The following is an 11,917-nucleotide window of genomic DNA, read 5'->3' as shown; positions in this document are numbered from 1 at the left end:
CCGAAAGTAGCCTTGTAACGAAACAATGCGGGGTCACTCCCGACCCCTCCGTTTCCTCGGGGGGGGCCGGAAGTGACCCCGCGTTGGTTTAAAGCGGCGGGTGCGCGGACGGTCTAGGCTGAGCGCCGTTCGCCGCGGCGTTCGCGCAGGATCGTCAAGCGGTCGGCGAGGATCTGCTCCAGTTCGGGCAGTGAGCGACGTTCCAGGAGCATGTCCCAGTGTGTGCGGACTGCCTTTTCGTTGAGGTTCACGGGGCGTTCGCCATCGACGAGCAAGGCTTCCTTGCCGGTCTTCGACACCCATACCGGGGGAATCTCCGCTTCGGAGGAGAAGGTCACGAATACCTGCTCGCCGTCCGCACAACGGTACTCAACCCGCTGGCGCGGAGCCGGTTCGACGCCGGATTCGGTCTCCATGCTCTGTGCGCCGAGGCGCATACCCCGCAGGCTGCGATCGCTCATCTTTTCTCCCTCTATTCGGTTCGCAGGGTTATAACCTGCGATAGCCGGGGGCCGTGAGGCCGCGCCGGACTGTTGTTTGCGTTGCGCTGTCTCACTGGACCCAAACCGGACAAATCGTCACTTGATTAAACGCTTCGCGAAGCTTAATTGTTCCGCCGGACTGAACCTGCCGGACAAATACTCAAGTATACGGGAGTCAGGCGCCCCGGCAAAGCCTGGGGTGTCCGCTCGCGTCGGACTTCCGGTACGCGGAGCCACTGGCCTGCGATGGAACGCCGCCAGGTGCAGGGTGCTCGGGGAACGGGGCAACGGAACGGGGAGGCAACCGCCGCGCGGCTGCCTCCCCGTTCGGTTGGGGCGATCAGGAGTCCGGCTGGCCCGGGAAGCCTGTCGCAGCGGCGCCGGCGGAGGGTCCTGCCGCCGCAGCGGTGCCGGGCGCTACGGGCGCAACGGGTGCAGGTGGTGCGGTTGCAGCAGGCTTCACTGCGGAGTCGGTTCCGGGGCCGAAGAGCCCGTCGTTGAACTGTCCGTCCTTGCTGCCGCCCAGTGCGCTGCCGATGCCCTTGAGGGCTTCGCCGACCTCACTCGGGATGATCCACAGCTTGTTCGCTGATCCTTCGGCGATCTTGGGAAGCGTCTGCAGGTACTGGTACGCGAGGAGCTTCTGGTCCGGGTTGCCCTTGTGGATCGCGTCGAAGACCTTCTGGATGGCCTGCGCCTCGCCGTCGGCCCGGAGGATCGCTGCCTTCGCGTCACCCTCGGCTTTCAGGATCGAGGACTGCCGCTGGCCTTCGGCGGTCAGGATGGCGGACTGCTTGGTGCCTTCCGCGGTCAGGATCGCGGCCCGGCGGTCACGTTCGGCGCGCATCTGCTTTTCCATCGAGTCCTGGATGGAGTGGGGCGGATCGATCGCCTTGAGCTCGACCCGGGAGACCCGGATGCCCCAGCGGCCGGTCGCTTCGTCCAGCACTCCGCGGAGTTGGCCGTTGATCTGGTCACGGGAAGTCAGGGCCTCCTCGAGGTTCAGGCCGCCGACGACGTTCCGGAGTGTCGTGGTGGTGAGCTGTTCGACCGCCTGGATGTAGTTGGCGATCTCGTAAGTCGCTGCCCGCGCGTCGGTGACCTGGAAGTAAACGACCGTGTCGATCGAGACCACGAGGTTGTCCTCGGTGATCACCGGCTGCGGCGGGAAGGAAACCACCTGTTCACGCAGGTCAAGCAGCGGCAGCAGCCGGTCCACGAACGGGATCAGGATCGTGAGGCCGGGGTTCAGCGTTCGCTGGTATTTGCCCAGCCGTTCGACGACGCCGGCACGGGCCTGCGGGACAATCCGCACCGACCGGACCAGCACGATTATTACGAACGCAACGAGAACCAGCAGCACGATTGCGACTGCGATATCCATACATCACCTATTCCCCAGATTGGTCTAGCTATGGTGTGCGGCGGTGTCCCGCCGCGTGCCGGGGCCGGTCGCGGCCGCCGGAATTCTTGCGCCTGCTACTGGATGGCGGTCTCGGGCTGCGGGGCAACGACGGCGGTCGCGCCATCGATGGCGCTGACGATCGCGTGCTGCCCAGGTGCCAGGACTCCGGTCTCGGACCGGGCGCTCCAGACGTCGCCGCCGATTTTGACCAGGCCGCCGCTTTCGCTGACCGGCTCCATCACCAGCGCAGACTCGCCGATCAGCCGTTCGATATTGCTACGGCGGTCCGCCGGGCCCTTGTGGAGGTGCTTGAGCGCGACGGGCCGTACGAAGCCGATCATCAGGAGGGAGACCACGCAGAAAGCCACGACCTGCAGTCCGAGATCGGCGCCGGCGAAGGCCGCCACCAGGCCGGCCAGGGCTCCGCCGCCGAGCATAATAAAGAAGAGGTCGAGGGTGAGCATCTCCACGACGGCGAAAACGAGGAAGACCGTGAGCCACATCGCCCACCAGTTTTCCGGCAGCCATTCGAACATCATTTTCCCCTTCGCCCCGGGGGCTGCAGGCGCAGACCCTCAGTAACTGTGATTCCATCCTAAGCCGCAGGGCAAGGCCTGCCGAGGGCCGCGGAAGGACACCGGCGAAAGACGCCAAGTCGTTACCTTGAAGTACGCGCCGGGACTGCTAGCGGGGCTCGAAAATGCTGATCCGGAACCGGGCTGATACGGCGGTCAGCGGCGGAAGCGCGGCCGTGAGGGATGCCAGGGCCCCGGGGTCCAGATGGTGTCCGGCCGGGCCCATGAAGGCCAGCCGCCCGACGTCGTCCGGGGCCAGCAGAAGCGGCACGTCCAGGTTGTCCGCGGAGAGCGCCGAAAAGTGTCCCTCGAGCGAGGCTGCCAGCCGCTCGTCCTTTGCCGGGTCGATCCCGAGCATCCCGGCGCGCCCCGCGACCTCCTCGAGATGCCCCTGCCGGGGGGTCACCACGACGAGCCGGCCCCCGGGACGGAGCACGCGGGCGAACTCGGCCGCGTTGCGCGGCGCGAAGACCACGGTGACGACGTCGACCGCGTCGTCGTCGAGCGGCAGGGGCTGCCAGACGTCGCAGACGAGGTTCATGGCCTCAGGGTTCAGCCTGGCGGCCCGGCGCAGCGCGAACTTCGAAATATCCAGGCCGACGGCCGCTGCGGGAGTCCGGTCCAGTGCCGCCCGGTCCAGCACGGCACGCAGATAGTGGCCGGTCCCGGTTCCGGCGTCCAGCACCGTCCCCGGTCTGCGCGGGGTACCGCCGGAAAGCACCGGGGCGGCCACTTCGGCCACGGCGTCGGCGAGTGGACGGTAGTGGCCGGCGGCGAGGAAGTCGAAGCGCGCCGCAACCATCTCGGCGGTGTCCGCTTCGAACACGGTCCCTTTACCGACCAGAAAGTTGAAATACCCCTGTTTCGCCGCGTCGAAGCTGTGGCCGGACGGGCAGACCAGGGTCCGGCCGGTGCTGTCGCTGAATCCGAGCCGGTTCCGGCAGACCGGGCACAGCAGGGAGGCGGTGGAGGCGGGGGGCATGGTGTCCATCCTAAAGGTGCCACGCCCGGTCACGGGGTGCGCCGACGCCGCCGGGCCGGGCGTTCCGGGGTGAGCTATTTCACAGCCCGGGAATCTGGGGCTAGGCTCGCTCAGGTGAAACCAGAACATCTGCCGCTGATCAATTCCGTTTCCGCTCCCGCCATGCATCCGGACGGCACGCGTGCCGTGGTGTCGGTGCTGCGGCCCGACTTCGACGCCGACTCCTATGTCGGCCAGCTCTGGTCCGTGCCGCTGGACCCGGAACACCGCCCGCGCCGCCTGACCCGCGGTTTCCGCGACACGGCTCCGGACTTCTCCCCGGACGGAGAGGTGCTGGGGTTCCTGCGCGCCGCGGCCGGCGGCAAACCCCAGCTGCACATCGTGGAGGCCGGCGGCGGGGAGCCCCAGCCCGTCACCGACGCCCCGCTGGGAGTGTCTGCGTTCGCGTGGTCGCCCGACTCGCGGCGCATTGTCTACAGCGCACGCACTCCGGCGGACGGCCGCTACGGCAGCACCGAGGGAGTCACCGCCGGATCCGAGGACGCCCGGCTGATCACGGACTACCAGTACCGGATGAACGGCGTCGGATACACCGCCGACAAGCCGGTCCAGCTCTTCCTCGTCGAACTTCCCGCACTCGGGGCGGAACCCAGGGTGGCGCCGCAGGGCAGGGCGCTGAAGGCCCGCACCGCGGCTGACGCCGCGAGCGGCGGCTCCGGCACCACGTCCGGCACCAGCTCCGGCGCGTCGGGCACAACGTCGGGCGGCCTGTCGGGCGGCCTGTTGCCGGCCGCGCGGCAGCTCACCACCGCTGCCACCGACCACGACGGCGCCGGTTTCAGCGCAGACGGAACCGCCATCTACTTCACGGCCGCGCTGCACCCCGGCAGCGACGGCGATCTCGCCAGCGGCATCTACCGCCTTCCGGTCGGGGATGGCGCCGGGGGAGGGGAGCCGGAACCGGTGGCTCCCGGCAACGTCGGCCGACAGACCGTGCACGCCGTCCGCCAGTCAGGGGACGGACGGTGGCTGTTTTTCCTCGCCCAGGAGCTCGGCAGCTCGGGCCTGGATTTCGTGGCACGCAACACCGCGCTGTACGTGATGCCGGCGGCCGGCGGCGACGCCACTTGCCTGAGCGACGCCGAGGCGATGGACCTCGGCTGCAGCGGCAGGATTGAACTGGGCGGCCCCGATTCGGCGCTGCTGCTGAACAACACCCGGGGCACGGTCGAGCTGCTTGAGTTCCACGCGGCCGGGAACCACCGGCTGCTCCACGGTGGGCGGGTCGTCACCGGCGCCGCCGCCGGCGGGGAATCGCTGGTCGTGAGTTTCACGGACTCGGCGACTGCGGGTGACATCGCAGTCCTGGCCGGCGGCCAGCTCCGGGTACTGACAGATTTTTCGGCAGCGCTGCGCGCCGACGCCTCGATCATCGAACCCCTCGAGCTCACGGTCCCTTCCGCGGACGGTTACTCCGTCCATGGCTGGCTCGTGAAGCCGCCGGGCGAGGGGCCCCACCCGGTCCTGCTGAACATCCACGGCGGCCCGTTTGCCCAGTTCACCGGTGCCCTCTTCGACGAGGCCCAGGTCTACGCCGCAGCAGGCTACGCGGTCCTGCAGTGCAACCCCCGCGGGTCCGCCGGATACGGCCCGGCCCACGGACGGGCCATCAAGGAAAAGATGGGCAGCCTGGACATGCAGGACGTGCTGGCCTTCCTGGCCGGCGCGCTCGGCAAGTTCGAGGAGCTCGACGGCGGGGCGCTCGGCATCATGGGAGGTTCCTACGGCGGCTACCTGACCGCCTGGACCATCAGCCATGACCATCGTTTCAGGGCCGCCATCGTGGAACGCGGCTTCCTCGATCCCGTGAGCTTTACCGGTTCCTCGGATATTGGCTGGTTCTTTGGCGGGGAGTACACCGGGCGGTCCGCCGAACAGATGGCCGCGCAGAGCCCGATGGCCCGGGTGGACCAGGTGCGTACCCCGGCGCTGGTCATCCACAGCGAGGAGGATCTCCGTTGCCCGGTGGAGCAGGGCCAGCGGTATTTCACGGCCCTCAAACAGCTCGGTGTCGAGGCGGCGTTCCTGGTCTTCCCGGGGGAGAACCATGAACTGTCACGCTCCGGCACGCCGCACCACCGCAAACAGCGCTTCGAGCAGATCCTGCAGTGGTGGGCCCGCTACCTTCCGACGGCGGCAAACCCGGCAGCCGCTCCCGCCGGCACCGCGCCGACGCAGTCCTGAGCATCCGCCGCCCGGTCCGCTGCGGCGGACGGGGCGGGCGGGTCCGGCGTGAGCGGCCTCAGGCCTCGGGCAGGAACCCGAGCTCCTGCCGGGCGAGGCTGATATCGGGCTGTGACCAGCGCGCGGCGTACTCGGCGTTGCTGCTGAGGGAGCGAAGTTCGGCACGGTCCAGGTAGAGGATGCCGTGCACGTGGTCGGTTTCGTGCTGCACGATCCGGGCCTGCCAGCCGCTGAAATTCCGCTGCTGCCGGGTCCCGTCCGGTGCCGTGAAATCCAACCGCACCGAATCGTGGCGGGAGACGGCGGCCTGGAGCCCGTTCACGGAGAGGCATCCTTCGTAGAACGCCACGGTGGAACCGCTGGTGGGCTCGTAGGACGGGTTCAGCATGGCGAAGAACGGCAGCGGCTCCCGTCCGCGGACGGCGGCGACGGTGGGATCGACGTCGAACTGGTCCTCGAGCACGGCGAGCTGCAACGGAATGCCGAGCTGGGGTGCCGCCAGGCCCACACCGGGTGCTTTGTGCATCAGGCTGCGCATCAGGTCGATCAGCTGGCCGAGCTCGGCGTCGCTCAGCTGGCCGTTGAACGGCTCGGCGACCTGCCGCAGCACCGGATGTCCCGCCTGGACAATGGCGGGCAGTACCCCGGCGGTCAGTATTTGTTGGACGGTTTCGTGGATGCGGGCGGTGCTGAAGTCAGTCGGCGTGGCGTCAGGGGACATGGCAACAGACTACTGGCCTCCGCAAGCCGTCGAAACAAAGTCGTGAATGCGTCCCCGCAGCAAGTCACCGGCGTCGATCCTCAGGATGCCGTCGCGTCCGCCCGCGGACACCCTGAGCGGCATCAGGGTCCCCACCTTGTCCTCCGCGACAGCGTGTGGATCGCAGCGCGCGGGCCGGATCCCCAGCCGGAACTGCTGGCTGGCGCCGCCGGCGTGGACCGAAACCGAGCGCGGCCACGGGGCGGAACGGTCTTCGTCGAGCAGGGGCGTCCGGTCGATCCTGTTGATGGTCAGAGTCCCCGTTGAACCGGGGTTGGCGGTACCTGGCGTGCTCCGCGGTGTGATGACGAGAGCCAGCACCGCGCTCCGCCCGTCCGCGGACACGTCAAGTTCCGGGGCCAGCCGGATTTCGGCGACCGCGGCGACCAACTGGGCAAGGCACATTTCCGCGTTGTTCCTGCTGAGCACCCCGTAGGGGTCGGTGGCGGGCACGGTCGCGGCGGACCCCGGTCCCGGAGCTTCGGAAAGGCGAAGATGCACCACCGGACCTCCGGTCAGTGATCCGGCGGTCAACGGACCTCCGGTCCCTGGACCTCCGGCCGGCGGTTCCGGTTGGACCGTTACGGCCGGGAGTCCGCATTCCGCGGCGGGCAGTTGTGCCGGCAGGATTTTGGTCTGGCCTGGCGGCAGGTCGATCCCGCTGGGCGACGCCTGCCATTCGATGGAGCCGGTAAACAGCGGGCTGGCCACCCCTGCCCCATGGACGGTTACCGGTGCGGAGGTGGTATTGGTCAGCTGGATGGCAATGATCTGCCGGCCGTAGTTGTCGCGGAGCTGGTTGATCTCAGCGGTGACCGGGACAGCCGTGACCGGGACAGCCGTGACCGTGGCAGCCGAAGCGGTGGCAGCCACGGTGGTCGATGTGGCCGACGGATGGCCGGCATCTGATGGCACCGGACTGCACGAAGCCATCAGGGCGAGGGCGGCCGCGGCGGCTGCAGGTCCACGCATGGATGAGTTCCCAGGTTCGCCGGACTGGCGCCGGAGCAGCGGAGGAGAGCAGCCCATGCCGCCAGTGTATTCCCGGCGGCGGACCTCGTGGACCCCGGATCGCCGGCACCGTCAGCTAGTGTCGAGCCATGACTTCATTGACCCCTCTGGACTGCGTCCTCGGCCTGTTGCGCGCCATCGAAGCCGGCGGCGGAGCGGACGACATCGCTCCCTTCCTGGCCGAGGACTACATCTTGAACGAGGCGCCCCACCTGCTCGCCCCGGCAGGGGCAATGCGGAACCGGCAGGAGGCGCTGGCCGGCGTGGCGGCAGCCCACGACGTCGTCTCGGGGCAGCACTTCGAGGTGCGCCGGACAACGTGTGAAGGCGCCCGGGTGGTCGTGGAGGCAGAGTGGACCGCCACCCTGCTGATGGACCTGCCGCACTGGGACGCCGCCGAGTCGATCCGCGCCCGGGTCGCGACCGTCTTTGAGGTCCGGGACGGCCGGATTGTCAGCCAGGACAGCTACGACTGCTATTTCCTGCCCGGCTGACCGTATTTCCTGCGGGGCTGGGCGCCCTGCGGCGTCGGATCCCGGGCGTCCTTGCCACTCCCTGAACGGTAAGGTCTGGCCGCTCACTGCATGGTGAACCGGCGGGCCACGAATTGGCTGACAGCGGGCACGGCGGCGGCCGCGGCGATAGCCCGGTTCCGCGCCGCCCATGGCACCGCCGGCAGGGGCCGACCCAGTGCCATGTTGATTTCGGCCTGGCGGCCCGCCCGGGCGGCTGCCGCCTTCCGGCTGGCCTCGAAGGTCCGGAGGTCCCTCCCCACGTCCGCCCCGCGCAGCGAGGCGAGAATCACCGGAGCCAGGGCGATGGCGTCGAGCCAGCCCAGGCTCATGCCTTGGCCTCCGATCGGGCTGATTTCGTGGGCGGCATCGCCGATCAGCACCATCCTGCCGGTGACCATCCTGCGTGCCAGCCGGGAGCGCACGCCGAAGCTGCTCAGCATGCTGTTGCTACCGGGGTCGACGTCGATCCCGGTACGTTCCCCGATCCTCTCGACCAGCCAGCGGGCGTCACCGCCACCCCCGGCGTCCGCGCGGCGCACGACCCAGCGGCGCATGTTTCCGGGCAGCGGAAAAGACTCCACAACTCCTGCCTGTTCCAGGAACAGGGCCGCGTCCGGACCGAATCCGGTGGTGTCGGCGAAGTCGCCCATCAGGTAGCTGTCGGGGTAATCCTTGGCCACCACCGCGGTGCCCAGCTGCGCGCAGACGGTGGACCGGACGCCGTCGGCGGCAACCGCGATGGCGGCCCTGTAGCGCAGGGTGCTGCCGTTGACGACGGCCTCCGCGGTGACCCGGCCGCCGTCGTCTTGCAGCCCGGTGACGCGGACGCCGCGGTGCAGCGCCCCGGCGTCCAGTTGCCGGACGCGTTCCTCCAGCACCGCCTCCGTCCGGACCTGCGGCAGGGCGAGGACGAACGGAAACGTGTCCGAGACTCCGGCAAAGGTCATCTCGGCGAGCCGTGTGCCCCCGGCGCAGGCGAAGCCGCTGCGGATCGGGATCCCCTCGGCCACGAGGCCCGGCGCCACGCCGATTTCCTGGAGCGCGTCCAGCGACGGGGGATGGATGCCGATGGCGCGGGAGTGCGGCGCGGCGCCGGTGCGCTGCTCCAGGATGCGGACGTTCACCCCGTGCTGGAGGAGCAGGGCGGCCATGAAGAGACCCACCGGCCCGCCGCCGATCACCAGGACGTCAGTCACGGGGCAGCCGGTCCTTGTTGAGGACCAGCAGGTTGCGGAAGGGGGCGTGCCGGAGAACCGTCCAGCCCGGGGGAGCGGCGGCCCGAAGTTCGGTCGCGGTGTAGCTTCTGCGGATCGAGGTGAGACCGTCCTGCCGGATGTAGGAGCCGGTGAAGGGCCAGGAGGAGGCGAAGAACAGACCGTAGGCGACCGGGCTGCGCCGGAGGTCGTTGTGGATGGCCAGGCCGTGGCAGAGCCGGGCGGACTCTGTCAGGAACGCCGGAAGCTGGTCCTCGGACAGATGGTGCAGCACATGATTGGAGACCACCAGGTCGAAGCTCAGGCCTTCGCCGGCCAGCTCGGCGGCCGCGGCCTGGCGGAAGGCCACGCCGGCGGCAGGATGCCGTCCGGCGGCGAAGCGGCTGGCGCGCGGATCCGGGTCGATGGCCGTGATTTCCAGGCGGAGACCGTCCCGGGCAGCCCAGCGGGACAACAGGACCGGCACATCGCCGCCCCCGCAGCCGATGTCCAGCAGGGTGGACGGGATGTCACGGCTGAGCCGCGGCCTGAGTTGGGTCCGATAGATGCCCCGCCAGCCGGAGACCGCGCGATTGACCACGCCAAACTGGGCGTAGGTTCGGTCCAGCCGGTCCGGATCGCAGCCGGGCCGGTCCATTTCCTCCACGGCGTTCGCCGCGCGTTCGCGCAGAAGATCCACCGTGTGGTGCTCAGGCAAGCGCCGATTCCGGCTGCGCGGATGGGGCGGCCGCGTCCTCGGACAACGCTGTCTGCCCGCGGTTTCGTGGGCTGCCGATTCTGGTGAAAAGAGCGGTTTCCACGGTCAGTCCGGGGCCGAAGGCCATCGAGCAGATCCGTTCGTCGCTGTCGTCGCCGTCGTCGGCCCCGCCCGCCGGCGGCAGGTCCAGGATGTGGCGGAGCACGAACAGGACGGTGGCGCTGCTCATGTTCCCGTAATTGCGCAGGGTCTCCCGGGCCGGAACCAGCTGCTCGTCGCTGAGGTCCAGCCTGGACTGGACCTTGTCCAGGATGCTCCGGCCGCCCGGGTGGATGGCCCAGTGCCGGATCTCGCGGTAGGGGAGTCCGTGCAGGGAAGCATCCCGGGACAGGAGCGGCTCCAGGGCGCCGATAATGTGGTCATCGATGATGTGCGGGACATAGTTTCCCAGGACCATTTCGAAACCCTCGTCGCCGATGTTCCAGGCCATGGATTCCTCGCCGACCGGCGTCAGAACGGTCTCGAAGTGGTCCAGCTGCAGCAGGGCGGGTTCCTCCGCGTACTCTCGGGCGGTCACGATAGCCGCTGCCGCACCGTCGGCGAACAGCGCCGAACCCATGATGGTGTCCGGATCGTTCGATGTCCGCACGTGCAGCGAGCACAGCTCGGCACAGACCACAAGGACGACGGCGTTTGGGTCCGCCTCGCAGAACGATTTGGCCGCCCGCAGCGCGGGGAACGCCGCGTAACAGCCCATAAATCCGAGATGGTAGCGCTGGACCGCCGGGTTCAGGCCGAGGGCCCGGACGATCTTGTAGTCCGGGCCGGGGTTGAAGAACCCGGTGCAGGACACGGTTACGAGGTGAGTTATGTCAAGTAAAGTGATTTCGGGACAGGCATCCAGGGCCTTTTGGGCCGCCTCGATGAAGAGCTTGGTGGCCTCGGTGGCGAAGATGTCATTGCGCACCTTGGTGCTGGGGCTGAGCAGCAGGCCGGTCCCGGCGTCGAAAAACTGCGGGTTCTCCGCCCGGCTGTCCTTGGTCATTTCCGCAACAGCCGTGTACCGGGTATCAATGGCAGCGGAATCAAAACAGGTGCTGACCAGCCGGGTTCCAAGCCTGGTGAGCCCTGGCTGGGCGGCAAAAACGTCCCGGGCCTCGGCCTGAATTAACACAGTCGGCGGGACAGCAGTTTCCAGGGACCTCAGGTAGACCGTCATGGTTCATTCTCAGTGAGGCAGTCGCAGAAGACAATGGAACGGATGCCGCACATGCAGCGCGGGCCGCCCGGAATGCGCGGCTTGCAGCCCTCTCAGCACACTCTCCAGAAACGCCGATAATCAACATTATGTCAAGTAACGCAAAGACTACTGCATCCGAAGTGATACTCCCAAAGCGCCGTCTACAAGATCTGAATTCAATGTCCGGTGAAGTTCTATTTTGGATCCAGCGAATAGCCGAAATCACCGAGAGTATAGATCCGCCCATTCAGTTCGACCCGCGTGTATCCGTTATACGGGGCGTCTATGCCATTAAAAGAAGTTCCAAAGACGGGTAGCGCCTCTGCTGCAATTTCCGCCCACTATTGCTTTTCGCCCTCATCACAGAAGATGCGGTTGACCAGGTGCTTCGTTCTGCGCTGAGCCTTGGGGGGCTCCCGAAAGTAATATATTTCATCAGCATGAGTTTAAGCCCGGTTTCGGGATCGACACTGTATTCCCGCGAGGTGGTAAAGGGAATCCCCCCGTTTGCACAAACTAGCTCGAAAAGCTCGGTCGACTAGCGGCTGCCTGTTACTAACCATTCAAGGTGTACGCCGGAGCCTGCATCTACGACTCGGTTATCCAGACCATCCTTGGTTTTTCCACCCTAGACATGGATATCTCCCCCTAAGCCGGTGAGTTGCCAGCGGCCGTTGAACTCCCCAGTTAGTGAGGCCAAGGACAATCATCTCAGTTCGGCGTGCTTCCCGTTATTGCTCCGGTCGATGCTGATTCGCGATTCATATCCAGGAGAGCCCGTTGGACGGCCCT

The 11,917-nt window shown here is 67.6% G+C and carries 11 protein-coding genes; 2 read left to right on the top strand and 9 right to left on the bottom strand.

The genetic code is table 11. The annotated features are described in order from the left end of the window. Positions 1-113: 113 nt before the first annotated feature. The 4 genes from AC50YM_RS19185 to AC50YM_RS19170 all read right to left on the bottom strand — a co-directional run bounded on the left by AC50YM_RS19185 (position 114) and on the right by AC50YM_RS19170 (position 3,444). Positions 114-461, bottom strand: a complete 348-nt coding sequence (locus tag AC50YM_RS19185; RefSeq protein ID WP_226761285.1) for an RNA polymerase-binding protein RbpA — start codon at positions 459-461, stop codon at positions 114-116. A gap of 361 nt (positions 462-822) precedes the next feature. Then, entirely contained in the window at positions 823-1,866 is a 1,044-nt protein-coding gene (locus AC50YM_RS19180) for an SPFH domain-containing protein (RefSeq protein ID WP_494958530.1), read from the bottom strand. Positions 1,867-1,961: 95 nt separating this feature from the next. After that, complete coding sequence (locus tag AC50YM_RS19175; protein WP_494958533.1) at positions 1,962-2,423, bottom strand: NfeD family protein; 462 nt, start codon at positions 2,421-2,423, stop codon at positions 1,962-1,964. Between the two features lie 148 nt (positions 2,424-2,571). Beyond that, the gene (locus AC50YM_RS19170; protein WP_494958529.1) at positions 2,572-3,444 is read right to left on the bottom strand and encodes a methyltransferase domain-containing protein; all 873 of its coding nucleotides are present in this window, start codon (positions 3,442-3,444) and stop codon (positions 2,572-2,574) included. Between the two features lie 114 nt (positions 3,445-3,558). Between AC50YM_RS19170 and AC50YM_RS19165 the strand changes: the two genes are divergently transcribed. Beyond that, entirely contained in the window at positions 3,559-5,688 is a 2,130-nt protein-coding gene (locus tag AC50YM_RS19165) for a S9 family peptidase (protein ID WP_494958528.1), read from the top strand. A 58-nt stretch (positions 5,689-5,746) separates the two neighbouring features. Here the strand turns inward: AC50YM_RS19165 and AC50YM_RS19160 are convergent, their stop codons facing one another. Both AC50YM_RS19160 and AC50YM_RS19155 read right to left on the bottom strand, forming a co-directional pair. Further along, complete coding sequence (locus AC50YM_RS19160; RefSeq protein WP_494958527.1) at positions 5,747-6,409, bottom strand: peptide deformylase; 663 nt, start codon at positions 6,407-6,409, stop codon at positions 5,747-5,749. Positions 6,410-6,418: 9 nt separating this feature from the next. Continuing rightward, the gene (locus AC50YM_RS19155) at positions 6,419-7,420 is read right to left on the bottom strand and encodes a hypothetical protein (protein WP_494958526.1); all 1,002 of its coding nucleotides are present in this window, start codon (positions 7,418-7,420) and stop codon (positions 6,419-6,421) included. Between the two features lie 128 nt (positions 7,421-7,548). Between AC50YM_RS19155 and AC50YM_RS19150 the strand changes: the two genes are divergently transcribed. Beyond that, entirely contained in the window at positions 7,549-7,953 is a 405-nt protein-coding gene (locus tag AC50YM_RS19150; RefSeq protein ID WP_494958525.1) for a nuclear transport factor 2 family protein, read from the top strand. Between the two features lie 83 nt (positions 7,954-8,036). Here the strand turns inward: AC50YM_RS19150 and AC50YM_RS19145 are convergent, their stop codons facing one another. The 3 genes from AC50YM_RS19145 to AC50YM_RS19135 are packed head-to-tail and all read right to left on the bottom strand — an operon-like array spanning position 8,037 to position 11,104. Then, positions 8,037-9,170 carry an FAD-dependent oxidoreductase gene (locus AC50YM_RS19145; protein WP_494958524.1) on the bottom strand — a complete coding sequence of 378 codons (1,134 nt, stop codon included), beginning with the start codon at positions 9,168-9,170 and terminating at the stop codon, positions 8,037-8,039. After that, the gene (locus AC50YM_RS19140) at positions 9,163-9,885 is read right to left on the bottom strand and encodes a class I SAM-dependent methyltransferase (protein ID WP_494958523.1); all 723 of its coding nucleotides are present in this window, start codon (positions 9,883-9,885) and stop codon (positions 9,163-9,165) included. The genes AC50YM_RS19145 and AC50YM_RS19140 overlap by 8 nt, the downstream gene beginning before the upstream one ends. After that, positions 9,878-11,104, bottom strand: coding sequence for a type III polyketide synthase (locus AC50YM_RS19135; protein ID WP_494958522.1), 1,227 nt, complete (start codon positions 11,102-11,104; stop codon positions 9,878-9,880). Before AC50YM_RS19135 ends, AC50YM_RS19140 begins: the two co-directional genes overlap by 8 nt. Positions 11,105-11,917: the final 813 nt, after the last annotated feature.

Source organism: Pseudarthrobacter sp. RHLT1-30-1 (assembly GCF_059383415.1).
This window is presented reverse-complemented; position numbering and strand designations above follow the sequence as displayed.